At 43.8% G+C, this 26,756-nt stretch carries 22 protein-coding genes; 6 read left to right on the top strand and 16 right to left on the bottom strand.

Features of this window, described 5'->3' with window-relative positions:
* The first annotated feature begins 95 nt into the window (after positions 1 to 95).
* Together ACTHQF_RS06155 and ACTHQF_RS06150 are read left to right on the top strand one after the other, a co-directional pair.
* Positions 96 to 2,450: a mechanosensitive ion channel family protein gene (locus ACTHQF_RS06155; protein ID WP_440429060.1), complete on the top strand. Its 2,355-nt coding sequence runs from the start codon at positions 96 to 98 to the stop codon at positions 2,448 to 2,450.
* 64 nt (positions 2,451 to 2,514) lie between these two features.
* Positions 2,515 to 2,988 (top strand): DinB family protein, encoded by a 474-nt coding sequence (locus ACTHQF_RS06150; RefSeq protein WP_440429059.1) that lies wholly within the window; start codon positions 2,515 to 2,517, stop codon positions 2,986 to 2,988.
* A 278-nt stretch (positions 2,989 to 3,266) separates the two neighbouring features.
* On the opposite strand, the gene ACTHQF_RS06145 is transcribed toward ACTHQF_RS06150, so the two are convergent.
* Together ACTHQF_RS06145 and ACTHQF_RS06140 are read right to left on the bottom strand one after the other, a co-directional pair.
* Positions 3,267 to 4,010, bottom strand: a complete 744-nt coding sequence (locus tag ACTHQF_RS06145; protein WP_440429058.1) for a hypothetical protein — start codon at positions 4,008 to 4,010, stop codon at positions 3,267 to 3,269.
* 116 nt (positions 4,011 to 4,126) lie between these two features.
* Positions 4,127 to 4,567: an META domain-containing protein gene (locus ACTHQF_RS06140; RefSeq protein WP_440429056.1), complete on the bottom strand. Its 441-nt coding sequence runs from the start codon at positions 4,565 to 4,567 to the stop codon at positions 4,127 to 4,129.
* A 235-nt stretch (positions 4,568 to 4,802) separates the two neighbouring features.
* Between ACTHQF_RS06140 and ACTHQF_RS06135 the strand changes: the two genes are divergently transcribed.
* A complete protein-coding gene (locus tag ACTHQF_RS06135) occupies positions 4,803 to 7,175 on the top strand; it encodes an ABC transporter permease (RefSeq protein WP_440429055.1) in 2,373 nt (790 codons plus the stop codon).
* A 67-nt stretch (positions 7,176 to 7,242) separates the two neighbouring features.
* On the opposite strand, the gene ACTHQF_RS06130 is transcribed toward ACTHQF_RS06135, so the two are convergent.
* Both ACTHQF_RS06130 and ACTHQF_RS06125 read right to left on the bottom strand, forming a co-directional pair.
* Positions 7,243 to 7,701 (bottom strand): hypothetical protein, encoded by a 459-nt coding sequence (locus tag ACTHQF_RS06130; protein WP_440429054.1) that lies wholly within the window; start codon positions 7,699 to 7,701, stop codon positions 7,243 to 7,245.
* A 54-nt stretch (positions 7,702 to 7,755) separates the two neighbouring features.
* Positions 7,756 to 8,304, bottom strand: coding sequence for a hypothetical protein (locus tag ACTHQF_RS06125; protein ID WP_440429053.1), 549 nt, complete (start codon positions 8,302 to 8,304; stop codon positions 7,756 to 7,758).
* Between the two features lie 209 nt (positions 8,305 to 8,513).
* On the opposite strand from ACTHQF_RS06125, the gene brnQ reads away from it, so the two are divergent.
* The 3 genes from brnQ to ACTHQF_RS06110 all read left to right on the top strand — a co-directional run bounded on the left by brnQ (position 8,514) and on the right by ACTHQF_RS06110 (position 11,399).
* Positions 8,514 to 9,812, top strand: a complete 1,299-nt coding sequence (gene brnQ / locus ACTHQF_RS06120) for a branched-chain amino acid transport system II carrier protein (protein ID WP_440429052.1) — start codon at positions 8,514 to 8,516, stop codon at positions 9,810 to 9,812.
* A 36-nt stretch (positions 9,813 to 9,848) separates the two neighbouring features.
* On the top strand, positions 9,849 to 10,988 hold the full coding sequence (locus ACTHQF_RS06115) for a DEAD/DEAH box helicase (protein ID WP_440429051.1): 1,140 nt from the start codon (positions 9,849 to 9,851) through the stop codon (positions 10,986 to 10,988).
* A 93-nt stretch (positions 10,989 to 11,081) separates the two neighbouring features.
* Entirely contained in the window at positions 11,082 to 11,399 is a 318-nt protein-coding gene (locus tag ACTHQF_RS06110) for a hypothetical protein (protein ID WP_440429050.1), read from the top strand.
* Between the two features lie 51 nt (positions 11,400 to 11,450).
* On the opposite strand, the gene ACTHQF_RS06105 is transcribed toward ACTHQF_RS06110, so the two are convergent.
* The 12 genes from ACTHQF_RS06105 to ACTHQF_RS06050 form a co-directional block, all read right to left on the bottom strand.
* On the bottom strand, positions 11,451 to 12,080 hold the full coding sequence (locus tag ACTHQF_RS06105; RefSeq protein WP_440429049.1) for a metallophosphatase domain-containing protein: 630 nt from the start codon (positions 12,078 to 12,080) through the stop codon (positions 11,451 to 11,453).
* A 38-nt stretch (positions 12,081 to 12,118) separates the two neighbouring features.
* On the bottom strand, positions 12,119 to 13,180 hold the full coding sequence (locus ACTHQF_RS06100; RefSeq protein WP_440429048.1) for a helix-turn-helix transcriptional regulator: 1,062 nt from the start codon (positions 13,178 to 13,180) through the stop codon (positions 12,119 to 12,121).
* 44 nt (positions 13,181 to 13,224) lie between these two features.
* Positions 13,225 to 16,632 carry an exodeoxyribonuclease V subunit beta gene (gene recB, locus ACTHQF_RS06095; protein WP_440429047.1) on the bottom strand — a complete coding sequence of 1,136 codons (3,408 nt, stop codon included), beginning with the start codon at positions 16,630 to 16,632 and terminating at the stop codon, positions 13,225 to 13,227.
* Positions 16,633 to 16,639: 7 nt separating this feature from the next.
* Positions 16,640 to 19,870 carry an exodeoxyribonuclease V subunit gamma gene (gene recC, locus ACTHQF_RS06090; protein WP_440429046.1) on the bottom strand — a complete coding sequence of 1,077 codons (3,231 nt, stop codon included), beginning with the start codon at positions 19,868 to 19,870 and terminating at the stop codon, positions 16,640 to 16,642.
* A 20-nt stretch (positions 19,871 to 19,890) separates the two neighbouring features.
* A complete protein-coding gene (recD, locus tag ACTHQF_RS06085; RefSeq protein ID WP_440429045.1) occupies positions 19,891 to 21,675 on the bottom strand; it encodes an exodeoxyribonuclease V subunit alpha in 1,785 nt (594 codons plus the stop codon).
* 78 nt (positions 21,676 to 21,753) lie between these two features.
* Complete coding sequence (locus tag ACTHQF_RS06080) at positions 21,754 to 22,527, bottom strand: N-formylglutamate amidohydrolase (RefSeq protein WP_440429044.1); 774 nt, start codon at positions 22,525 to 22,527, stop codon at positions 21,754 to 21,756.
* A 64-nt stretch (positions 22,528 to 22,591) separates the two neighbouring features.
* The gene (locus tag ACTHQF_RS06075; protein ID WP_440429043.1) at positions 22,592 to 23,002 is read right to left on the bottom strand and encodes a hypothetical protein; all 411 of its coding nucleotides are present in this window, start codon (positions 23,000 to 23,002) and stop codon (positions 22,592 to 22,594) included.
* Between the two features lie 86 nt (positions 23,003 to 23,088).
* A complete protein-coding gene (locus ACTHQF_RS06070) occupies positions 23,089 to 23,289 on the bottom strand; it encodes a hypothetical protein (RefSeq protein ID WP_440429042.1) in 201 nt (66 codons plus the stop codon).
* 20 nt (positions 23,290 to 23,309) lie between these two features.
* Entirely contained in the window at positions 23,310 to 23,708 is a 399-nt protein-coding gene (locus tag ACTHQF_RS06065; protein WP_440429041.1) for a hypothetical protein, read from the bottom strand.
* Between the two features lie 132 nt (positions 23,709 to 23,840).
* On the bottom strand, positions 23,841 to 24,512 hold the full coding sequence (locus ACTHQF_RS06060; RefSeq protein WP_440429040.1) for a metallophosphoesterase: 672 nt from the start codon (positions 24,510 to 24,512) through the stop codon (positions 23,841 to 23,843).
* Positions 24,513 to 24,547: 35 nt separating this feature from the next.
* On the bottom strand, positions 24,548 to 24,850 hold the full coding sequence (locus ACTHQF_RS06055; protein WP_440429039.1) for a hypothetical protein: 303 nt from the start codon (positions 24,848 to 24,850) through the stop codon (positions 24,548 to 24,550).
* 136 nt (positions 24,851 to 24,986) lie between these two features.
* On the bottom strand, positions 24,987 to 26,366 hold the full coding sequence (locus ACTHQF_RS06050) for a PD-(D/E)XK nuclease family protein (protein WP_440429038.1): 1,380 nt from the start codon (positions 26,364 to 26,366) through the stop codon (positions 24,987 to 24,989).
* Between the last annotated feature and the right edge of the window lie 390 nt (positions 26,367 to 26,756).

Below are 26,756 nucleotides of genomic sequence, written 5' to 3'. Positions count from 1 at the left end.
CCCATTCTCCAATACACTGCGTAAATCACGTTTGCGATGCGTATTTTTGCGCAACTGAAGCATCCTGCTCCAGTACATAGCGTATCCAAACAGCAATGAGACCGAAGAAAAACGTCCATCAAACATTCCTTTTCATCAACACGTTCCTTACCGCAATATTCCTAACCATTCCCCTGCTGGCACAAAATACCCCGGCATCCCAGGGCCCAGATATGTCAATTCTTTCGGATTCAGCAACGCTGACTAAGGGCGACTACCTCGTACATCTTCAAAAAGTATTCGAAACTGTAAACAAAGTTCCGGCTACGGTAGGTTCTTTTACGAAACTGAAGCCCATCAAGAATTATCTTAGGCGGGACGAAGATGCACTGGCACTGCTCAAAAGCAGACTCACCCAAAGTGAAAGAATTCTGAATTTGCAAAACCTGCAGATGGACCAAACACTGCTCGAACAACTTCAAACCAACAACATGGAGTGCCTGGCAGATCTGGATGAATATGAAAAGGAACTGAGAGCACTAAAGACGGAAATTCTAAAACTTCGGGAAGATACGGTGTTGACGAAGCTATTTACGCTACCAGAAATGCGCGTGATGTTTAAAGACCAATTTGCGGAACTTAAACAAAAAGCTCAGGTTATGGACAGCCTTCTTAAAACCACAACCACCAGCATTAACGATCTGCAGGCAAGGACCTCTGCAAACCTGATCAACATCAAAGAGCTAATGTATCTTACCGACCGACAGCTGGATGCGGTCGGCATAAAAGCTTTCAGTAAGGAACGGCGCTACCTTTGGGAACCAGTAAAAAAACGAGCTAAAGGCCCGGGCTTTCGAAACTTCATTTCCGGTGAAAAAGAAGTCTCGACGTATTACTTTGTATATACCCGGAGCAGCCGTGCATTCCTGCTGCTTACCTGCATCACCTTCTTCATCTGGGTGTACTTTAATTTTCGCAGTGTGAAGCAGCATGAACGCCGGGAGGCACTTGAAGATTTCACGTTGCTCCAGCAAAGGTCATTTCTAATTACCATGATCATGCTGTTTACCCTGGCACCGGTCTTCGACCTCAAGGCTCCGGCACTATATATTGAGTCGGTACAGATCTTACTGGCCCTTGCACTAACGGCGTTTTTCCGCCAAAAGCTGTCGCAGAAGCTGTTCATTCACTGGTGCATTTTTGCAGTATTGCTGATTGCGCCGGTGGTGCTGCGCCTGCTGGGCATGCCAGCTTGGTCACAAAGATGGTTGCTGCTGTTCCTGAGCGTTAGTTCAACTATTTTCGGCATCAGCATTCTCCGCAGGATGAGCGAAGAAACCAGACGTTACAAGATGATCGTGGCAACAATTTTTATCTACACGGGCTTTGCGTTCATTGCAACGATATGTAACCTGTTTGGCCGCTTTACCTTGACACAGATCTTCTATTCAACCGGCGTGAATGCCTTAGTAAACTCGATCTCCCTAACTATTCTTTCGAAAGTCCTGGTACAAGCGTTCTTACTCCAGATGAAGAGCAGCAGGATCCGTAAAGGCTACCCCGAGTATTTCGACTGGCAGCCGGTTAGCGCGGGCTTAAAACGAATCACAGGTATTCTGGCCATTGTACTTTGGCTGGTTATATTTTCAACCAACCTGAACATCTTCAATAGTCTTTATGACGCTTTAACGGAGGTACTTACCGAGCAACGAACAATCGGAAATTTCTCCTTTACCTTTGGTGGCATTTTGCTCTTCTTAAGTATCATCTGGACAGCGAACTTTCTGCAAAAGTATATTGCTTATTTCTTCGGCGATACTGGCGATGACGGCATTGAAGACAACAAAGGCGAACGATCAAAGCTGTTGGTGACGCGACTGGTGCTGTTGATCGGCGGCTTTATGATTGCGGTAGCAGCATCCGGTTTACCGATAGACAAAATCACGGTTATCCTGGGTGCACTCGGTGTGGGTATTGGTCTGGGTTTGCAGAATATCGTAAGTAATTTTGTTTCCGGTATCATCCTGATCTTTGATAAAACTATCCGGATCGGCGACGTTGTGGAGCTAAGCAGCAAAAAAGGCCGTGTAAAGGAGATCGGTGTCCGTGCCAGTACCCTACTTACGGATGAAGGTGCTGAAATCATAATTCCTAATGGGTCCATCTTATCTAATAACATCATCAACTGGACTTTGAGCAATAACCAAATGCGCGTGGACATTGCACTCAGCATCAGGAAGCCCTTCAACTCAACGGAGGTCGTTAACCAGATCCGGGAGATCGTTACCACAAATGACAATGTTTTTGTGAACAAAGAACCCGTTATCATGATCAGCCCGGTAAGCAAATCCAGCAGCAACATCAAGATCTATTTCTGGTGTAAGAGTATTGCGAAAGCCGATCTTACCAGAAGTCTGGTGATTGCACAGATCTTCGAAGTGCTGGAAGAAAAGGAAATCGAAATTATCTAATATGCTGGTTTATTGCATCAACTAAATACCTGACAGGTTGTTATCTATGGTAAATGCTATTACGATGAAGAATGACAATCAAGTTTTGATTACCGAACTCGAAAAGCTGCTCCGGGGCGGAACTGCCCATGTAGGTTTTGAAGATGCTATTGCCGAGCTTCCCGAAGCACTGCTTGGTCAAACACCAGAAAACTTGCCCTATAGCATCTGGCAGCTGGTTGAACACATCAGAATTGCACAGGCTGATATGTTAGATTTCTGCAGGAACCCGGACTATAAAGCATTGAACTGGCCAGAGGACTATTGGCCCAAGGAAACTGCACCAAAAGACAAAGCAGCGTTTGAATGCAGTGTAAGGTCCATTCAGGAAGACCTAGAAGCTTTCATACAATTGATTCATCAAGGAGATCTCTACACCCCGTTCCCACACGGCGAAGGGCAAACACTTTTACGGGAAGCGCTTCAGATCGCAGACCATACTGCGTATCATGTTGCAGAAATTGTTGTCATCAGGCGACTGCTCGATGTATGGAGATAAGGGTCAATCGAAGGCTTCAGAATTAATGCGCTCAGCCAGGTCTTTGTAGAAATGGTATAAAAGCACTCTCCATCTGCGTTCCGGAAAACGGTATTACAGCCGGCCTGAACTTCGTAGGATCAAAATAATCTAAAAGGCCATAAAATAGAAAAGGGCGACCTCTCGGCTGCCCTCATCATTAATTAACGCTCTCATCACAAATATAGCTTTAATAACATAAATCAAAAGTGTGTTAACGACATTGTGCCAAAAGTTGTAAATATTTGTTCAGTATTGTACTATTTTGCCAATTTATACCTGATGTTGGCAATTGCAAAACCATATGGATTATTTATATTTTCACCATCACGTGCATAAGCAATTTCAATCACATTAAAGGGTTTCAAAGCAGTAACTGCGAAAAGCTTTGCCCCAGCAGGTGTTGAAGCAACCTGCACTAAACTAGCTACCTGAGGATTTTCTCTACTATCATAGTAACCAACGGAAAAAGGATAGGCATCATAAAGATTAGGTGCAAGTTCAAATCCAAAGGTGGTCACATACTTCGATAGCTGCAGGGTAAGGCGGTTTTGCTGTCTGGTATATAGCACTGCTGGCGCTTCGTGTTCCACGTTAGGCTTGCTGTTCCAGACTGCTGTCCAACCGGTCGGGTAGCCAGGCATTCTTCTTACACTGTCCGTGAAGGTAACCTTAAGTAATTGATCTGCGATACAATTGATGATGCTGAAATCCCCCGGATTTTTGATCTTCATTAAAGTGGTAGCCTTGCGGTATGCCTCATCAGGCACTTGTATTTGGGTATATCCTGTGGAAACTGGTGCCTGCCGGGTGTTCAATAACACCGTATTGGGCTGAACCTTTGTCTCGATGAACCTCCTCCCGTCTTCCAAAGGCACACTTAACTGGTATTTCTTGGTCTCGGCAAGAGGTTCAGGCGATGCGGCTTGTTCATTTTTAGTGCATGAAAGGTTTAGGACGAATAGCATCGAGGCACTCATCCAGATTTTACTTAAGGTTTTCATATGTTTATGGATTTGGTTACAGTGGAGTTGAGCACGCAACCAAATATATAAACAAAAAGCTATGAGGCAGTTACCATGTTTAATGTGACATCATGTGGAAGTATGTGAAATCGTACCTATTTAAGCGCGATGAAACGTGCAAGCGGTGCCATGCGGGCTTTATTTATCGAAAGGCTATCCCCACTGATGCTGTAATTATCCGCCAAGGTGAAGACTTTACTTAGCCCATTTTCGATCGACATGTCCTCACAAGCCATTTTGGTCGACATGCCCGCGGAGAACCTGATCCTTCCCTGCCCTTCCAGAGTGAAATTTCCTCCAATTCCATTGCAACCACCAGAAGCTGAATAGCGATTATCTGTGGTTTGAAGCAGGAGAAATGGTTCTTTGCCATTGATCTTATCCGCTACGGGTTGTCCTTCAAGCTCAACCAGCTTCCATTTCCGGTCGGTGATCACAGCGGCTTGTTGGCTTTGCGCCGCCGGCTTTTTGAAGATGCTGCATGCACCGAAGGCTATCGTGCAAAATGCGAGGGTTAACAATGGTAGACGTTTCATAATGGTAAAGATAAAGTGCTTTTATCGGCTCTATGCTGATGCTTGTACCACGAAGATAGGGATTTTGAAGCAATCAGCTGTTCTCAGCATCGCTGCAGCACTGTTCATTGTCGAACATTTGCTGTCCGTTATTGAACAGCTTAAATACCAGTTTTATGTACTTTCGTCATTATGAAGCGTTTACAAAGCCCGTTTAATCTGGCATGTTAATCGCCATGCCAGGAAAAAACAAAATATGCTCGCACTCAACTTCAGAATAGCCCTAAGAAACATCCGTAAACATCCTGGCTTCACTGCAATTAATATTGGAGGACTCGCCATTGGCATTGCTTCCTGCATGCTGCTGTTGTTGTATGTCAATTATGAATGGAGTTATGATAAACAGTTCAAGGACATTGACCGGATCTACTTTGCCAAACTAAATCTGAAGTTAAGCTCCAATCTGGTGACCCTGGAAGCGACACCAAACAAGCTCGCTCCTGCTGCGAGTCAGGAGATCCCGGCTATTCAATTCGCTGCAAGGATCAGTGATGAAGAGTATAAGCTGTACAACTACAAACAAAACAAGATCAAGCTGACATACAACTGTGTAGATGCTAGCTTTCTGAAGATATTTGATTATCCCTTTCTGAAGGGTGATGCGGCAACAGCCCTGAACCAGCCGAATGCGGTAATTCTTACGGAAAGTGCAGCTAAAAAACTGTTTGGTGAGGAAGAGCCGATCGGCAAAAGTCTGATGTGGGACAATAGAAAAGTACTCCAGGTAACTGCTGTTATTGCCGACCTACCTAAAAACCAGAGCATGCAATTCGATGCCCTGCAAACCTGGGCTTTTTACCAGGAGCTATACCCCAATGAAGTAAATGATGGTTGGGGAAGTATCAACTGTTCAACGGTTTTCAAGCTACAGGAAAATGCGAATTTCAGCGTGGCAGATGCTGCGCTAAGGAAGCTCATCAAGAAGCATCATCCGGAAACGCAGCTGGAGGTTTTTCTATTTCCATACAGCAAGTTCCAGTTGTATGACGAATTTCAGCAAGGTAAACTTGTAGGCGGCAGAATAGATCAGGTACGACTTTTCTTTTTTCTGGCATTCTGCGTACTGGTTATTGCCAGTATCAATTACATGAACCTTTCTACGGCAAGATCAGAGAAACGGGCAAGGGAAGTCGGTGTCAGAAAAGCGCTGGGATCAAACCGGAAAACCTTGATCATGCAGTTTTTAACGGAATCCATATTGATGTCTTTCCTGGCCACGCTGCTCGCCCTGGTACTAATAGAGTTAAGCCTGCCCTATTTCAACCAACTGCTGGAGATCGTGATCACGATAGATTATCAATCCCCCTTATTCCTGGGTTCACTGTTCACGCTCATCCTGATCACGGGTTTTCTCGCCGGTTGTTATCCTGCTTTCTATTTGTCTTCTTTCCAGGCGGTTAAGGTGCTGAAAGGTTCCGCAACAATCGGCAAAGGCTCTGTGTCCATCCGAAAGCTGCTGGTGGTATTCCAGTTTAGCCTGTCCGTGATTATGATTGTGGGTGCAAGCATCGTTTATGCACAAATTCAGTTTATCAAGAATAAGCCTTTAGGCTTTGATCAGAACAATCTGGTGCAGCTCGCGCTTGAAGGGGAATTTGCGGACCCAAAGAAAGTGGAGGTCCTTAAGAGCACGTTGCAAGCACAGAACATCATTGTTTCTGCAACGGAGTTTGCTGCAGACTTTACGGCGAACGGTGGAACCATCACCGGCGATTTCAACTGGCCCGGCAAAAACCAGAATGATAATTATATCATCGACTACCGCAGTGTGGGTTACGATTTCGTTCGCACCCTTGGGGCAAAACTGGTGGCGGGTGCTGACTTCTCCAGACAACTTGCTTCCGACACCGCCAGTGGCGTTCTGCTTAATGAGGAGGCGGCAAAGATGATGGCATTAAAACATCCGGTGGGTACGGCCATCACTTGGGGAGATCAGCAAATGAAGATCATCGGCATTGTAAACAACCATCATAATCAAAATGTAAGAAATAAGCCAGGCGCTACCATTTTCTACTATAACCCAACAAGCAGCAGGATATTGCTGCTCCGGTTAAATCCCGACAAACCGTTACATACTGCGGTTAAGGCCATCAGCGCCATTTGCGTGCAAATGAATCCAGCTTATCCGCCGGAGTTAAACTTTATCGATGAGGGAATGAAACAAAAGCTAAGAGCAGAGCAGTTACTCAGCGTACTTTCCAAAATTTTCGGAAGCTTTGCCATTCTGATTTCCTGTCTGGGCCTGTTTGGATTAGCACTGTATATGGCGGAGCAACGTAAACGGGAGATTAGTATCCGGAAGGTGCTGGGTGCAGATCTGAAAAGCATACTCCTGCTGCTAAATAAGGACTTCTTAAAACTCGTACTCATTGCCAATGTAATTGCTATTCCGATTGCCTATGTTTTATTGACGAACTGGCTAAAAACATACGATTACAAGGTCAGCATTGGTGTTTGGCCGTACCTGATGGCCGCAGGGCTCTCGCTGGCAATTGCAGTACTTACGCTGAGTATGCAGAGTTTCAAAGTGGCAAAAGCCAATCCTGTAGATGCCTTGAAATACGAATAGGAACCCAGGCCCTCAGCAGCCCGTTCAATGATCAGCCTCAAGCTAAAATAGTTTTGGATGAAAACCCTTATTTCGCCGACATTTTTGATCTTGATTGTTCTTTGAGATCGGACGTGATCACAAAAGTGCTATCAATTACCGGAGCAGATTTCAAGGAACTTTCATCAATCAGAAAATTCGTGGCATCCTTTATAATATCACCATCTAACATGATTGGCAATGATTGGCTTTTTACATCAATTTTATACATTTTATAGAGTTGATGTAAGCTGATTAGACGAACCGATGCGGCGGGAATTATTTTAAGTAGCACAACCTTGTCGACCTTTCCTGAAAAGTATCTGGGGATGTCTGGCCGGCTTACGACTTCAAGGTCTTTCACCATAGTTGGGGACATCATTAAATTTTTTGTCAATACCTGTTGGCCGTTCAAACTCAGGACGAAGTAGGTTTCAATCTTTTCCTGAGCAGAGCTTATCCTCGAACTAAACAGAAGTAAAATAACAATCAACAGGATATTTTTCATCGTTATCTATTTACGGGCAACGTGAAACGGCCATTAATTAAGCTGATCGGCCGACTAAGCTTCTAACAATCTGTTCTGATCACGTTGTTGCTGTTCTAGTTGCGCCAGCCTATACTTGGCCAGGACTGCATTGATTCTGGGTTGCAAGAACCACACACCGAGTGGCAAAAACGAAATCAGGAGCAGATCACCAATATATTGACTTAATCTCGCTACTTGTTGTTTTTCAATGGAATTTAAAACTTTTACTGGATAAGCCAGCGAATAAAAATAGGCGAAAACTACATAAAATCCTGGAATTACCAACAGTCCGGTGATCCTTATGCCCTCACCATTAGATATAATGATGCTGCCGAAGAAAAAAGCCAGCCATACAAAGGTATTTATCAGGAAAAAGTTAAAGTAAAGCGGCAACCTTTTTGGCAACAATTGCTGTAGTTCGTTTGCCACAAGAATCGGCCATATTGAATACAGCATGAATCCAAGAATTCTTATACCGGTGGTCCATTGCGGGCTCCATTCAACTTCAAAGTTGGAGCATACACCTCCTATCATCATGACAATAAAAACCTGCCAATGTTTCCATGCTAATATGCCATTCATCTTGTATGAACTAAAACTTGTTTTACACAAAACTAGACAATTGATGCAAGTCCACAACAATTTACGCTCTGAGAAATTATATTTTGGTCAATAGGCTCAGAAAAAATCCTTGAAGGCATAAAGAAATTGCCAATCTACGTTCGGTTAAATAACGCGAAATAGCTACTTTGCAGATTCTTTCGCTCGGAACTTTAACTAATACCAAAGATTTGAATAAAAAGACTAGAGACATCATTACCATAGGCTTTGCCTTATTCGCCATGTTCTTTGGAGCAGGCAATTTACTGCTCCCACCGTTTATTGGCATACAAATCGGCGATCATGTATGGATCACCATTCTAGCTTTCGGGCTAACCGGTATCCTACTCCCCTTTTTGGGCATCCTATCTGTTGTTAATGCCGGGGACAAATTCGAAGATCTTGGTGCTAAAATCCACCCACTGCTTTCACCAATCTTGGGGACGATAATCATGCTCTGCATTGGTCCGCTGATCGCAATTCCGCGAACCGCAGCGACGACCTATGAAGTGGGCGTTTTACCTTCCTTCCCGGGAACAAGCCCGATCCTGACTTCCCTGATCTTTTTCGTCGTGACCTGGTTCCTGACGATAAAACCATCCCGCGTGGTCGACATCATTGGTAATATCCTTACACCATTACTCTTGATTTTGCTGATCAGCCTAATCCTGCTTGGCATACTTTCGCCAATTGCTGGCTTTGGTACTTCAGAACTCAGCACAGCACAATCGTTTACCCTGGGGTTTATCGATGGCTATCAAACACTCGATGTTCTTGCCTCGGTGATCTTCGCAGGAATCATCATTACCGCAGCCCGGACCAAGGGGTATCAGACTACCCGAACTAAAATGCAGGTGGTAATCACTGCCGGTGCGCTATCATCGATTTTTCTCTTCATCATTTACGGCGGACTGATTTATCTAGGTGCTACCTCTGGAATATCAGGAACGGAAATTAAACGTTCCGAGCTCCTGATGCATATCTCCCAGACCATACTCGGACCTTATGGAAAGATCGGTATTGCCATCTCCATTGCACTTGCATGTTTAACAACATCCATCGCTTTAGTTGCTGCATTTGGAACTTTCTTTTCCTCACTTACGAAAGGGAAACTGAGTTACAAATTACTGGTCACTGTTTGCTGTATTGCTTCTTGTGTACTTTCCATTACGGGCGTAGATAACATCATTTCATTTGCTTATCCCATTTTAAGTTTCGTATATCCAATTGCAATAACGCTGGTACTTTACACGGTATTCTTTGGCTCAATTGTCAAGAACCGTAAGCCCTATATCTATGCATTGTTAGCATCAACGTTAATCGCTGTATTTCATCTGCTGAAGCACTACTCGCTGCTAAGCGGAGCAAACATCGAAGTTTTGAACCATATTCCGCTTTTTGAATACGAGCTGGGCTGGGTTATTCCTTCTGCGATTTGTTTCTTTGGTGCCTGGGCGATTGGTGGCTCTGGAACTCAGGTTTTTGATTAAACCATTTTACCTACTTTTACGCAAAAATCAAGTAATATGACTTTTGATACCTTAGGTCTTTCGGATGTTTTATTAAAAACCCTGACTGATCAGCATTTCTCCAAACCTACCCCGATCCAGGAAAAAGCGATTCCAGCAATTTTGAGTAAAAAGGATGTTTTAGGCATAGCCAAAACTGGCTCGGGTAAAACGGCAAGTTATGTTTTGCCAATTTGGATGAACTTACAGGAAAGGCTACTCGTTAAGAATCGACATGCGAATGTACTGGTGCTGGTACCCACCCGGGAACTTGCCGAGCAGGTAAAGGAGGTTTTTAAGATATTCAGCAAAAATCTTCTGCAACCCGTTAAAACCCTAGCGGTATATGGGGGCGTATCCATCAACCCACAGATGATGGGGCTTCAAGGCGTGCATGTACTGATCGCCACACCAGGCAGGCTTCTGGATTTACTGGGTTCAAATGCCACTTCCCTCTCTGCTGTTGAAACATTGATATTAGATGAAGCGGATAAGATGTTGAATTTAGGGTTTAAAGAAGACATGGATAAGATTATAAGTCTGCTCCCTCCGGAACGTCAAAACGTTCTATTTTCTGCCACGCTAAGCGAGGAGGTGCAAAATATTCAGCAGCTACTGCTAAAAGATCCTATTTCAATTAAAATTGATGCTGAGGAGGATTCCATTGACCTGATCAAACAAGTAGCTTATATCATATCAGACGATAAGAAAGGTCCTTTTTTGCGCTACCTGATCAAGCATTATGAAATGAAACAGGTATTGGTATTTGCATCCTCCGTACATCAGGTGGATGCCATTGTAAATAAATTACGTAAAAACAACATCGACGCAAAAGCAATCCACAGCAAGAAAAGCCAGGGTTCCAGGACGGAAGCACTTGCACAATTTAAATCCGGGAATCTGCGTGTATTGGTGGCAACCGATTTGATGGCAAGAGGAATTGACATCGATGCCTTGCCTTTCGTCATTAATTATGAATTGCCGCGCTCACCAAAGGATTATATTCACCGGATTGGGCGAACCGGACGTGCTGGGTCACAGGGTGATGCAATTTCCTTGATTAGTACGAACGAGCTTGACCATTTTGGCGTCATACAGAAAAAAATGGGCAGGCAGGTAGCGCTAATTGATGGCGAACAAATTAAACTCACCTCATAAACAACGGCCTCATTCCGCCTAGACCAATCTTTTGGAGCGGAGCAATTACCAAATAAGGGGATAAATGAGGCTGAAACAGTATCTTTGACGAATATGGGTTACGCAAAAGAAAGGGGAAAGCTGGAAAAGCTATCCACAAAGGTTAATGCTTTAACAATTTACGACGACAAGAGTCTGGCAATCATCACAGACATTTATGAGCAGTATTCTCATACCATTAGAATACTAAAAAATAAAAATCCAGACATCTTTACCGAGGCTTACGAAAAAGATCTTCCACAAGTGAAACTGGTTCGGAATTCACTAAAGCTGAGTGAAGAAGCAGATCGTCAAGATGATTTCATAAAATTTAAAGATGGTCTTTCAGCTGCATTGAACAGTGCCATTACCTTAACGAAAGAAGCAAAGTAACCTCTCTAAAGAAAGATTTTCGAGTGCAATCTGGAGGGCATCAAACTTGAATCACAAGCTAAATCCCAGGGGTACATTCTTAACATCGTAGCTGTCATCGACAACACTGGCATTGATGTACTGTGTATTTGGCCTATTCCATCGTCCATAGGACCCGTGTATGTGGCCAAAAACGTGAAACTTAGGCTTTATTCGCTTCACGTGCCTTAGAAGGTCTGCACAACCAACATGGTCATTGAGACCAACCCTGTCAAGAATTCCCATAGGTGGGCCATGGGTAACCAAAATATCTGTTATAGCTGGAATATGTTTCCAATGTTTATTGATGACCCTACCTCTATCGCGATTGAAGGCCCAGTCAAAAAATCTTGGGGTTACAGGTGATCCCCAGATATTTATACCGTTAATGGTTATACCGCTATCGTTTAAATACACCAGGTTTTCAGGCAGCACCTTGCTTATGTATTGCGCTGAAGCTTCTTCAAAGAAAAAGTCATGATTACCAGCAATGAAGATTTTATGCTCATAATCAAGTTTGCTATACCAATTCATGAAATCCATGCAAGACCTTTCAGTTCCATCTTTACTCAAGTCACCGGCATGAATGATGACATCAGCTTGTGGTAGGCTTTTCAAGAGCCGGTGCTTACCGTGGGTATCTGATAAACAAAGAAATTTCATAGGCGATAAATGGATATAATGAAAGTCGATTAGAAGTCCTACAAATCGTATAAATTCGTTATTGATGTGATGCAACTTTTAAATTTGCTTAGCACCTCTTTGTTCCCAATTAACTTCAATCTGGGCGAAAATTGCAGCAGGAAACCTGTTAATTCCGGACTCCATTCTAAGTCAATCGTAAACCGGATGTAATTCCGCTCCGGATCATCTTCAACGATATTGAATGTAGGATGAATCGGCGTTTTCTTTAGATATCCATACATCCACAAGTCAGCTGTTTCCAGCTTTAACTGATAGACCGTCGGTGCGGCATCAAGGTTTGTGCGGAAGATTCCGAAAGCATGTTCAAAATACTTGTGCGGATTGAAATTTTTAAGATTCGCAATGTGGTCCCTAAAATGCTGCCCTTGTTGGAGTACCCTTACAACCCGGTTTAATCCAAAAACTTTCAAATCATTCACCCGCAGATAGATTTTACTTTTACCATCCCAGTCTTTCAAGGGATAAGCGAGCATATACCAGCAATTCTGCCATTCTTTGAGCAATACCGGCAACACCCGATATGATGTATACGATTTACGCTCAAATGGCAGGTAATGCAGATCAATCGACTGAAGTTGCTCAATGCAACTTACAAGATCATCAAAATGCTCCTGACCTTCCATCCTGCCCTCTTTGTTTAGTACAACGGGTCGCCAGTGAATGGAATCCATATCATTTTCAAGATTCTTTTCTTTGGCTAAAGCTTTCAATTTATAGAGGATATTCTGTCCTTCATTTCCACTGAACAAATGTTCATAGCCATGTAATGACCGGCAAATATCAAGCAAGCTGCGCATATCCTTCCGGTCGAAATCATTGAATGCAGCATATTCAGCTGCATAGTAATAACCACCTTTTTGCCTGCTAAAACGAACTGGTTGCTTTTCATCAGGGTATTTATTTCTGACAATAGCCTTAAGCTTACTAATATCCTTTTCAAGGGTTCTCTCCGCAATCGGCGAACCCGATTGGACAAGTTCATTATAATTCTGAATGCCCGGGTAGCGTTTTTGCCGGATCAACTCGTCCCACTTACGCAGGCGATCAGTTTGTGTCATACAAATAAATATTTTAATTCTCTAAAAGATATCTTGAGTTTTCCCTAAATGGTTTCCACCATTTCAGGTTGTGAAAACAGCCATTCTAACTTTTCTATCACTTGCTTTTGAGGCTTTGTTGCAAACACACCATGGGGAAGATCCTTTCGAAGTCCCCGTACAAACAAATAAATTACACCACCAAACTGTGTGTCGTAATCGAACGCAGACAGGCGACTTTTCAGATATTTCTTTATCGCCAACGTATAAAGCAAGTATTGCAAGTGGTAATTATTTTCATTCATAGCGTTCTGTAGACGTTCACTGGAATAATCCGACAGTGTGTTCCCCAGATGGTTGGATTTCCAGTCGAGCACGAAGTATTTACCCCCGTGTTCAAAAAACAAATCTATTTTACCATTCATCACCCCTTCAAGCTCCCTATATTCGTTCACCGCTATGTTCATGTCTTCCGTTCCAAGACGATTTAAATCGTTTACCTGAAAAGGAGAAACCCTGAAATCAAATTCAAGCTCATGAATGCTTTTGGATGTATTTACATCAGCTAACCGGAACCGATCTTCACCAAGGTCGATTGAAGCATTTAATACCTGATCCAGCATCATTTTCAGCATTTCGGTATAACGTTCTGATTGCAGTGGTGCAAATCGTTGTACCGCATTCCTGATTGCATAATCCCATTTTCCGTTATGGTTGAAGGCTATATTCTCAAAGATGTTGTGCAACATGTTTCCTGTCGTTGCACCTTTAAGAAGTTGCGAAAACATGAAGTGATCGTACTTGTCCTCCTGCACCGCGGCAGGACTTCTCAGGCTAATATCATGTCTTCGCTTCAACATGGAATAGCTCATTTTCTGCCAGTTTTGCTGAGCAAGTTCAAACCTTACCGGCTTAGCGCTTATCCGGGAAAGTGGAATTTCCGGGCTTGCATAGGAGTATTCCGATGAAACTTCAAGCTTTTCGTTTATGAATTTAATTAACTGTGTGGGTGCCTGGTAAAGCGCTCTCAGAAAAACGGAAAGGGATGAGTTGTTGAATCTACCCGTACTGTTCTTAAACAGAAAGCATTTATAAACCGCTCGAGTCACTGCAACATAGACCAGCCTCCTGTTCTCTTGTTCAAGCTGGGTTTCATAAGCCTCTTTTTGCTCAGCATTCAACGACGCTTTTTCAAGGGAAACGTACTCACCGGTAAGGGCATCGCGGTAACTGCAATGTGAATGTTTATTCGTTACCATCAGGTCCAGGAAAGGCGCTAGAACAATGTTATACTCCAATCCCTTGCTTTTATGTATGGTTACGATTTTAATTGATTCTTCATCACTTTCGATACGTTGCTCAAACTCATCTCCCGTGTTTTCCATGCCCTCCATACCGCGCTTCAGCCAACTTAAGACCTCGAGCGGTACAAGCTTTTTTGTACTCTGAACCTTGTGCAGCAGTTCAATCAATTGAAATAAGTTGGTTAAGATCCGCTCACCGGATGCCGTATTTCTATATAGCAAGACTTGCTTTACCTGGTAGTCGGCAACGAACGCCTGTAATGCCGGATAGATGCCGTCTTTTTCCCAAAGGGCCTTATATTTTTTGAAAAGCTCGATAGCATGCTCCTCATCCATATCACGGATTTCAGCGTCTGTAAAACCCGTAAAAGGCGATAACAATGCCTTGTTAATGGAAGCCATGGAGATGTCGTTCATGGCCTGCAAAACATACAATAAATAGCTGCTTTCATCAGACTGCAAGACCTTTGCCTCTCCAATCGTCACCGCGGGAATCCCGAATTTTGAGAGCTGACGTTTAATTAGCTGCCCTTCTTTGTTTCCCCTCACGAGGATGCCAATATCTGCAGGTCTAACGGATCTTTGGCCATGATCTTTTTTGATGGTATACGCGTTTGAAGATAGTAGCTCAACTACCTGTGCGGTAACCGCCTCACAAAGGTCGTCCTTTTTGGCAGCGGTGATAATGGACATGGGTACGTCTGCCTGATTTTCATAACATAGTTCACCCTTGCCATTGGGTACTGGAGAATCCACATGGATGTACTCGATGGCAGATTCCGCCTGTTGAAAATGGAAAGTATCAAAGTCCTCATGAGGTTTGAAAAACAGGTTCATCGCTTCTATGTAGGATTCGGATGATCTGTAATTGTTGTTCATGCTATACAAATGCTCCACTTGCTCCTGTGCCTTGAAGTAGGTGAAAATATCTGCCTTTCTCCAGGCGTAGATGGACTGTTTCGGGTCGCCTATGTAAAAGAGGATTGTGTTTTGACCGTATGCTTTTTGAAATATCTCATACTGCATACGATCTGTATCCTGAAACTCATCGATAAATACAGCCTTATACTTGGTCCGAAGACAAGCAACAAGTTCCACATTTTCTCGAGTAACCAGTGCTTTGTGTAGATTCTGAATCAAATCATCATAGGACATCTGATTGTTTGCAGATTTATGAAAATCAATTCCTTTTGAAACTTCATTAATCGCCAGACAGTTCAGCTTACGAATGAGTTCCTTGATCTTATCACGACGTCGCTCTACCGCTTCATGACAAATTTCCAATCGCTCGAGCAATGCCGGATAGACCTTAATCACGTTCACCTTATCTCTTTTAGACCATAACAGATCAAGGAACTTCACCGGATTTTCGAGTTGTTGCACCAAGTTCTTTCTGCAGTAAGCATTTGAATTCCCACTCTTCGTGATGTCTTCCATTTCGACAACTACATGATCCAGCAAAGCCTCGCGCAAACCGGACTCTTCCACTTCAATGACTTTCAACTCTTCAAGCAGCGCTAGATGTTCTTCCTCACAGCAAGTATAATCGGTTGATGCATTATAGTTATAATAGCGTTTTCCAGTCAGATGTTCCTTAACTATCATACCGATGCTTTCCCTACTCAGGCCCGAAAGCTGCAGATGTCGAAGCAGATCAACGGGAATCACGGTGACGTGCCTGCGCCAGAATTTGTTCATTTCATCCTGTAACATAGCACTTGTGTCCTGAACAAGTTCGGCACCAAAAAGCTGGCCGGTCTCAAATGCGAACTCATTCAAGGTTTGCTGACAAAAGCTATGGATAGTCAGCACGGAAGTTTCATCCAGGAATAAAACAGCCTCCTGAAGCAAAGCCTGTGCTTTTTCTAAGCCTGCCCTATTGATCGCAGTTTGCACCAAGCCGGTGATGGTCGTGTCAGTAATGTCTTCCCCGCGACTTACCTTATACGCTTGCCGTATGAACAATCGAATACGTTCCTCCAGCTCCGCCACTGCAGCCTTGGTAAAGGTGACCATGAGAATTTCTTTTATCGGGATCTCATTCTCCAAAATCAGCCGTAAACTAAGCACGGCAATAGAATACGTCTTACCGGTTCCGGCACTTGCTTCGATCAGGTTGCTTCCCGCGAGCGGGACAATACTTGCATTAAATTCTTTAAAGTCTGGCATAAGAGCGTTATTCAGGGTTAGCGTAATAGTCAGCAAATAGTTCTTCAAGTGGCAGCAACAATAACCTGGCGCATTCTTTATAGCGATCTAAAGTCATTTCCAGATCAAAGTGCCCTTCATTGTACTTGTTCAAAAGGTACCGGTCCGAACAATCATAACCATGAGGGTCCGCGACCTTACCAACCTTTGATCTAAAGTCGTCAAAGGTCAGCGTGTCAATTTCTGCTGGTTTGATGTTGAAGTCTGTGTGAAAGGTCAGTGCCATACGATGACCAGCCATGTAAAGCGTAAGGAGTTCTACCAATTTCTTTTTTGCCTTTAAAGGATCAATCGTCCCGGATCGGTACAATTTATCGTTAGCGGCACTAATGAAGTACAGATCCAACTCGTATCCGCAAGCCCGGGCAGCAACGTACTTGATGTATGCCTCCAGCAAGTACTTGGTTTCTTTTGACGACCAGGAGAGCACAACCATTTTTTCTTTATATACGCGGTTCAGCGTGCCAACCAAGGTGACTTCCACAAGCTCCTTCTGCAACTCCCCTCCAATCGGAACAGCTATTTGCAAGTTTACAGGAATAAAGCGCTCTTCAACATCTCCTATCAGCGCCCTAAAACGTGCACGCACGGGGTCTACTGTTTCATTCACGTCTTCCAGCACAACATTCGCCATGTTCTTCAAGGGCAGTCCGCCTGTTTTAACGAGTTTGTTCCTGAGCTGCGGGATGTCTTCAGGATAGCATTCCAACAGCTGATTCTTCAATCCCCAGGTTTGCAAATGATCCAGATCAAACAGCTCCGTATCGCTAAGCAGCACTTCTTCCTCATTGTAATATATACTAAGCGCTTTGTTGTAATAGCCTTTTATCGGGTTCTTTAAGAAGTTCAGCATAATATCCAACTGTACTTCGCTGAATTCAAACTGATCTGTCTTCCTGACAACTGCACGCTCCAGCGGTCGATCGCTTTCTATCAGATAGGTGAATAACTTGGAATCTTCAGCCTGATACTTCCTGCTAAAGCCATGAAGGGGATGTTTCGTAATCAACTTTTCCCCTGCTTTAATCCCCGGCAGCGCTGTCTGTATGTAATCGATCAGTTCATCCACAAGTGCTGAGGGGGGAATTGCAGTATTGTCTTTGACACTTTGGCCCAGGTAGCTGATGTACAAATAGTCGCCAGCAGAAAGCAACGTTTCCAAAAACAGATGCTTATCATTTTCTTTAACATTTCTGTCGCCTTTACGCTTCTCTTTGTCGATCAGGTTAAACATCAACTGGGAGGCTTTCCTTGGAAATTTATCGAAGTTCATGCCCAATAACGCAACTACACGGAAGGGTATGCTGCGCATCGGGATCAGCGAACAGAAGGTTATTCCGTATCCTCCAAAAGCGCCGGATTTTACCATGCCGCTAATGGACTGCTGAATGCTATAATTAAAAAGCGCATAGCTGATAGGCTCCGATATTATAGTATTAAGGATATTGTATTCTTCCAGCTGCTTCATCAATACCGCGTAATCCTCATCTTCTTCCTCCGTAGCATCAAACACGAGGTTCAGCAGTACATTTTCCACATGACCTACCCAGCCGGTAATCGTTCTTGGCCGGTTTCTTTCCTCGATGGTGTCAATCAGTACCTCCATGAAGTGACAGAACCTGATGATCTCCAGGGCATCATCCCCTTCCAGCATGTCTAAGGGGAAAAGACCATCGTTCTCCAAGAAGTATTCCTCATCGCCGCTCATGCATATTCCGTACATGATGCGGTTCATGGCATATCTCCAACTTACAAAGATGGTATCATCCGCAGCTGCACCTTCGATACCAAATCGGAAATTTGCAGCCGCCACCACTTTCCGGATCAGCGGCAGGTTACTGAACCTGAACCGCTTCCTTAGGTAACCCGAATCCAGCAGTTGCATCACTTGTTCTGCCTTAAAGTTCTCTGCGTTGATGGACAGTACCGCCAGTAATGCGGCTGCTATACTGTCGCTGGCACTGTAATTTTCATCTGCCAGACTATATGGAAAACGATGCGGTGCATTGTTAAATATTGCTTTGATGTAGGGCGCATAGGTATCCATGTCGGTAACCATGACGACAATGTCACGTGCAGACAAATTTCCCTGCCGATTGTCGATCAGATGAACAAGATAATTGTAAAGCGCTTCCACTTCCCGCACCGGGGTAAAACATGAGCTGATCACCAGTGATCCGTCTTCTACATCTTCGAGGCATAAGGCTTCACGCTCCGCATCGGGGCGGTTGTTAAATAAATCTGCCTGTATTTTGTGAAGCAGCGAATCTTCCCGGGGTTCCATAAGGGCGATCGGTTCATAGGCATTCACCAGCGTGTCATTTTCAAACAGGAGTCCAAAGGTATTCTGAATGACCTTTCCCCAGCTGGTTAATAGGGCGTTGCCTAAGCTTTGCTCATTTGGCTCAAAGAGTCCTTTTTTCTTCAATATGGCGACTTGTTTTTCATGTTTATCCTCGAACCAGTAAACCTCTGGTGCCGGGTTCAACATGTAAAAAGCCAGATCAATATGTTCGGCAATCTTATGGAAAATGTCCAGGTGAAAGGCTGTTAAAACAGACATACCTGCAAGCTGTACTAAAGGCATTTGTTCCTGCAGCAAGCCCCTTTTTCGGGGATCGCTTAGAGCAGTGCTGATATAATCTGCTATTGCGGTTTTATCCGGAAGGCTGCCATCAGCACGCTTACGGGCCTCCATCCAAAGGTATTGCTGCCAGTCTTCATGCTCCATGCCGACCTTCGTACCGGCGTTCCAACTGCGGATCATTTCCGGGCGGTACATCTGGTACTGGTCAAAGAGGTCGGACAATTTCTCAGCGAGCGCAAGCCGTTTCAGGTCTTTGTCGGCAGCATCCAGGCTGTAATAGGAAGCAACTGTTTTATAGCGTTCCCTGAAAGCTTCATCTGCAAGTATGGTATACAGCAGCCAGCATTGATTTTGTGGTGATAAAGACTGCTGAAATTTACCTTCCAGCACGCGATAAACCTGCTGGATAAGTTCATTAGGCTTAAGAAATCGGAAATTCGCGGCAATACCCAGCTGGCTTGCAAGCTGCAGTTTCAGCCAGCTGTTCATGCCCTCGGTTTGCGTAATGAGGTAATTTGGTTGAAATACAGATGCAGGCTGATCTTTAAGATCAACACACAACTGCTTCGTTAAGTCCAGGAGGGAATTAGAAACCTTTAAATGGAGCGCCATATATTCTTATTGGGTGAGCACTAATCGTTAATAAACCTTTCCGCAATGCCGGAAGCCCTTTCTACTTTGCCTACAGCAGTCTGCATGATCACCGTCTTTGTACCCTGAATGAAGATCTTGTGCTTTGCACGGGTAACGCCTGTGTACAGCAACTCGCGGGTAAGCAGTGCAATTTGCTCCTTCAATGGCAATACCACCATAACCTGATCGAACTCCGAACCCTGACTCTTGTGAACGGTCATTGCGAAAACCGTTTCCACCTGCGAGATCAAACCCGGGAAGATTCCACGCAGCATACCGGCGCTATCTTCAAACCAGGCTTTCAGTATCCCTTTATCATCCGGGCGGACAATACCGACGTCGCCATTGAACAGACCAAGCGCATAGTTGTTGCTGGTGATGATGATTGGACGGTTCTCGTAGAAATCTCCGCTCAGGTGTATCAAGTCCTTGCTGGCGAGGTAATGCTCTACCTTTCGGTTCAGCGCATACAAGCCCTGATCACCTTCCCGGATGGCACATAGTACGCGCAGCTTATTCAACTTCTGTAAAGCCGTTTTTATATCCGGTTCCTTAATGTATTCCGAATAACCAGCTACAAAGGACTCAAAAAGCTTTTGAGAATGCTGCTCATCAATAAGCACCTGCGGCTCTGCATCAGCTTGCAGAAAGGCCGTTAAGGCCGGCACATCATTATTAATGATCGCTTTGCTCAGCTTACCTATACCGCCGGCACTGGTAAAGCGGTGACTGAACCTAAGCTCTACGATATGCTGGAACAAAGGATGTACAGCCGCCTGCTCTGGAATGGGAGACTGAGCAATCAGACTTCCGTTAAGCCCATTGATCAGGACCGTACGTTCATGACTGAAGCGATTGAGCTGTTCCTGTGCCTGGCATAGATCGCCAAACAAACTTCCAGCTTCTACCGAGGCAAGTTGATCTTTATCCCCGAGCATGATGAGCTTAGTTTGTGGGCCAATGGCATCCAGGAGATTAGCAAAAAGGGCCACCCCGATCATGGAAGACTCATCAATGATCACCACGTCATGTTGCAAGGGATTTTGTTTATTGTGTTTAAAGTAAGGCGTACCGACCAGTGTTTTCAGCAGGCGGTGAATCGTGCTTGGTTCCAGCGAATGCATCTGCTCCGCAATGCTGGCATCAATACTAAGGGAAGCTGTTTTAAGCGATTCTGCCATTCGTGCCGCGGCTTTGCCGGTAGGTGCAGCAAGTGCAACCTTAAGGTTCGGATTGATCTTAAATAAAATGGATAGGATCTTCGCTACCGTAGTGGTTTTGCCGGTACCGGGACCACCGGTAATGATGGTAAAATTGTTCAGCACAGCAGATATTGCCGCAGCCTGCTGCCAATCGGTAGCTGCTTCGCCGACCTCCGCTGGCTGGGGGAAAAGCGCGCCGATGAAAGCCGCCTGGGTCTTCAATGCTCTGGTCCTTTCTCCTTCCAAATGCTGTTCTGTTGCGATGAATTCAGCGATACGGTTCAGGATCAGCGTTTCGTACTTGAAATACCGCTGCAGGTAAAGCCTGTTGTTATGCAGCACGAATGGCTGTTTATCCAGCAGATTACCGGTCACCAAGGCTAAGTCAGACAATACGGAAGGATCCTGCAACAGGTTTTGATAAGCCAGGGGCAGTTCAGCTTTTTTCGTTTCCAGATCATCCAATTGCAGGCAGATGTGCCCTTCACTTAGCTTTCTGGAAGCCAGGTATGCGTAAGGTTGGAGTCTGGGATCCGCGAAGAAGGAGGCGAACTGATGATGAACGTCATTAAGTGTATGCATTTGAGCGCTAATTAAGCCACAATATATGTTATTTCTGAATCAATTAATTTAGCAACCATGAAGAAAATGGAAGCTAAATTACTGGCGTCCCTTCTTGCGGCACCTGCCCTTATGCATATCCCGCAGCATGGTAATATAACCATGTATTACAGCTTTAATGTCCTCGTAGGCGGCAGACTTCTCATTGGTACCTGGATTGAGGTAGAGTTTTCGATTAACCTCCAGCATGATTGATTCTACGCGGTCATCCTGATGGTAGTAGTTGAGCGGCACCATAGCACCGGAGTAGGGTCGGTTGATTCCCAGTGTAAAACCCGCATCCTTGAAATAGATCTGAGAGGCAACGATATAATTCATTGGCGTATGAAAAGGATCTGTACCGATGCTAAAATCCGGGCGATTTGGCCGCTGATCCAGGTCTCTGCTAAAGGGGCTATCGGAGAAAGAATGGCAGTCTAAGATCAGCGCCCTTTTATAAGCAGCCAGGGACTTCTTTACCGCATGTGCCAGTACTCCATGATGCCCCCAGTAGTATAGATTCAGAATTCTCATTCGGTCGCCCGGCGTTAGGACCCGCATCAATTGCCCCTCATCTGTACGATCGTATAGAACACCCATGCCCAATGGGGCCATCACTTCCATGTCGTCATAGGGAAAACGTTCCACGTCGCAATACAATCTGGACACCTTGCCCAGGATCTGCAGGTCCTGCCCATCATTAAAAAGATCGTCGGTGTACCAGTCTGTAAGTTTAAGCATTTCAGCCTCAAGGGCCTCATCAGAGAGCAGGTAAGCCGCGCGGGAAGGGATGTGGGTGGAAGCGTGTGGAATATGGAGAATTACTAAACTCATTCAATTAAATTATGTTTTTGTGCTTTGTTGATGGCTTTTAACAGGCTGGTATGACAAGTATTGATCAAGGCCTTCTCTTTTTCTCCAGAAAGTTTTTGAGGAAGTTGTAATGCGGGTTGGCGGGGAAGTAATCCATGTCCAGTATATGATCCGCAACATGGTAAGATGCGGCATAATCCAGGTCCTGTTCTAACGCAGCAAACTCCTCAAAAGCGGTAAAATACCATCCGGGATTGTCGCAATCCGCATCATCTTCGGGTGTCCTGACATCGAAAAACTGACCGTTCTTCCATGGTTCGATGCCATAGAGGCCTATGCCCATGGCTTTACATCGTTCCAGTACGATCCGGAACTCCGCTTCCTTGAAGTAGGAAATGTTCATGGAATCAAAGCCGTCGTTTCTGTCATGCAGGCCATAAAAAATATGAACCCGCAGGAATGCAGCTTCCCGGATATTTCTTTCTTCATTAGTCATAAATTTAAGGTAAAGTTCAAGGTTTAAAACTGCGTTCAAATTGAACGCAGTTTTCGGAGCGTATTTGTTTCTTTGTATCAGCTACCTCAGCGTTCATTATAGATCAGACCTGCAAGCAGGTTGCCTGTTCCAAGCCTACGGCCATATTTGTCGCGCGTCTCGTTTGTACGGCTATTGTATTCACCCAGCTTATTTCCGTTTGCATTTACGGCGACTTGCCAGTTACTGCCCTGGTCCTTAATCTCACCGAGCCTGCGGCCATTTTTGTCTTTAAGAATGTCTCCCATATTGTTTCATTTAAATAGATTTATGATATGTTGAATTTGAAGTTTTCGAATTTTACATAAGGAGAATACTCGACAAAGACGCTTAAACCAAAGTAACTCCGAAGAAGGTTTTTAATGAACATCCTTGTCTCCCATTCCTTATCTTCAAGGCTTACTTCATCGTTGAAGTTGGTCCACATCTCCTTGCTAAGATAAACATGCTGGGTTTTCAGATTATATTGGATCGGGCAATGTATGCCGCGGAAGAAGAAAATGAAATTCGGATAGTTCTTGAAATCAAATTCAATGCGCAGTCCTTGAATGAACTCGAGGTATTTCTCTTGTTTCTTGGAGTGCTCCAAATCCCGGGCCTGGCCTAATAAACCAGTTCTTAGTCGAATGAGCTCCCTTTCCTTTTTTATTTTTTTTCCTACAGGCATATTTAATCTTGCTTTAAGTTTTTACATCAAAAGTATCTACTGCAAACCGATACTGACGAACAGTCATCTGGGAGCCACATGATTGAACCTGCGGTGTTCAGTTCCGGCGTTTATCGACATTAGGTTAGTATTTCAACTCCAATCGACGGTCTCTAAGTCTTCAATGATGAGTGCAGCGCCAGCCACATCAATAAAGGCGACATTATCCTTAAAGACCTGAGTGGATTGCCTGGTATGTCCTACCACTTGTTTATAGCCCTCAATTTTATCGGCGAGCAGTTGATCAGGCCGCACCCATAATGGTGACTGCCGCACGTAGCTTCCATTCTCGTCGCCAATGCCATATAAGAAACCAAAGGCAAGTCTATCTTCAACAAATTTCCGATTAAGGCTATGTTCCAGGTTAGCCAGGTCAATATCATTGTTGGCGCACCAGGTTTTGGTAAAACCTGCATGACTGAATACGGCGTCATTGTAAACGCAGCAGATCTGCAGGATATCAATTGCCTCCTCCAGTCCTTCCCTGATGGCCGCGGCTGAATAATCATTATACTTGCTGTACTGTTGCTGCACACCACTGAGGTAGTGATAGTCATGATTACCGATTAAAAGCGTTACCAGGTTTGGATTGTCTCGCTTAATGCTTACAATGTCCTTGAAGTTTGCAATTTCATCTTCGGGCCTGATCCAGATATCATAGGGATCAAAGTAATCGCCAACGAATATAAGCTGGTCTGTAGGTTCTTGAATATACTTTTGCCAAAAGTTTCTGCCGTGAATATCTCCGATTGCGATAATTTTCATTGTCTAACCTTTTACAGGAAAAATTAATGATGTTACTAGAGTGATTTTCTTAATTGATATTCCAGTATTCTGGCGAGGGCAGTATCTACACAACCTGCAATATCTTTGCGGTTCTTTTCGATGTACCGGCATTTGTAATTAAAAATCAGCATTTCCAGGCTCTCCCCTGCTTCGACGGCCTTCTCCAGAATTTCTATTTTACGGCCCATTGAAGTTCCTTCCCATTCGTTAGAATATGGATCTAAGACCGTTCTGAATGTGCGGTGCGGCCAAGTGCTTCCGCGGCCAAAGATTTTGTCTAAACGTTCCTCGTAATAATCGTGTATGTCCTCTACCATATTGATGTTATCTATTCTCTGTAGTTTCTGCTACAATACAAAGATTGGAAAGTAAACCGCACTGAAATGGCGGTATATAATAGATTTAAGTCAGAGTCTGGTGTTCTAAAAGTAGGATAGTATTGAGATCTATAAACTAAGGCTTTAAAATTGCTAATTGGCTAATGTTTATCTCATTCACCGCATTCAAATACCTCTGAAGTTCCTTTATAAAGAGCTCAATGATCGCTTTCATTTCGGTTGCAAACCTGTAGTTCAATACATCATCTACAAACTTCATGTCATCTATTCTGAAAGGTTTGCGTGCTATCCAACCTCCAAAATCTAAAACTTCTCCAGACAATGAAATATTTAGAGAGCTCGAAATCAGGGCTAAGTATTTCTTAACAGCTTCTTGATTGTAGGCATCCAAATTCGTGTCCAACCGCTCGCCAGTCGTGTCTGCGGTATGTAGAAATAAACCAAAGTACAAATCGTCCCAATCTTGTTCTATACACACGTTCAAAACATATGTTTCATCAATCCTAATTACATATCTATCATCCGTTATTGTAAACCCACGAGATTTTTTAAGCCAAATTTCAGAAGTTCTTGTTGGGGTGGTTCTACCGTCCGCTGGAAAACATTTTATCTTTTCCGACGTAAAATAGCGGGCTAATTCTGCAAAAAAACAGCTTCTCAGATCATTCCGAACAGGAATAATTGCTGCATTAATCTCCTTCCAGTATTTCAGAATAATATGATTTTCCTTAGAAAGTAATAATTTTTTTATATCCACAACTATGGTTTTTGATGGTGTCTTTAATATTCTATTTTCAACTACTTCTTTATATGAAGTAAGCCCGGTGGCCACTCTAAGCTCGTCGGGGACGGATGCGATACAGGTATTCAGCCATTCCAAAATATGATGCTCATACGATATTTTCAAATAATGTAGTCCTCGAGATTGCTTGGATTCTGTGCCAAACGGAGTTAGATAGACTATGAAGAAACATTTCTTTTTAGCACTACAGTATCTCGAATATCTTTCTAATTGCCTATCCTGTTCACGAGCCCCAATCTTATTCTCAATAGCTATAAAATATTCCGGTGTTTCTATAAAGAGATCTATTCTCCCGTAAATGTCGTCTTGGTTATCTATAGAAAGCTCTCGGAAAATTCGAGATCGAGATAGAAATTTTTCGTCACTTGGAAAACGCTGCGTTTCGCCCGCCTCCTTCAAGATCATTTTGATAAAAAGGCTGAGAAAAAGAATAGAGCAATTGTAGTTTCCATTTGGGTCTAACAAATAGAAGAGTACACGGGAGTGTAACTCTTCCAAATGATGCCTGGTAAGACAATTTAAAATATTAAAATTATCTCCATTAGCATTCTGGGACCTCCAGAAGTCACGAATAAAAGTTTCTGTGTTTCGGGAGAAAAGGCGTAGCCGCATGAATAGGAAATCAAGTTCTTGTAAATGTTTTTCTTCTTCGGCGGTTAGGTTTTTAGCGATTACTGATAGAGTTGTATGCATTTAATAGGGTTCTTACCAAATGAACTATTTATTTTTTATCTGGTTAATAGCTGCTGACGGTTTATAAAGATTCCTTTTGTACAAATAAGGCATACGTCCATCAGGAACCAAATGGAAAAATTATAATCATCATCAAAAGTTACACAATCAAGTTCCTTTACAATCGTCATTTTTGCTGCTTTGGTGCTCATCATCCATTTTTGGACAATCCCCTCATCATCATGTTTGCTGTATACAGCACACGATGGGAGATCCAACCCGTCGTCTAACAGCAAAGGTTCTAACTAAAATTGGGACATATACGACAGAAGCTATATGAGATACAAGAACGACTGGGGGGCTCAAGTTGTATTCAGCACGTAGGCACCTTTCTCTTGAATATCTTGTCGC

Origin of the sequence: Pedobacter sp. SAFR-022, assembly GCF_051965375.1 — a bacterium.
In the GTDB taxonomy this organism is placed as follows: domain Bacteria; phylum Bacteroidota; class Bacteroidia; order Sphingobacteriales; family Sphingobacteriaceae; genus Pedobacter.
The sequence above is the reverse complement of the archived record's forward strand: the minus strand, read 5'-3'. Positions and strand labels throughout refer to the sequence as shown.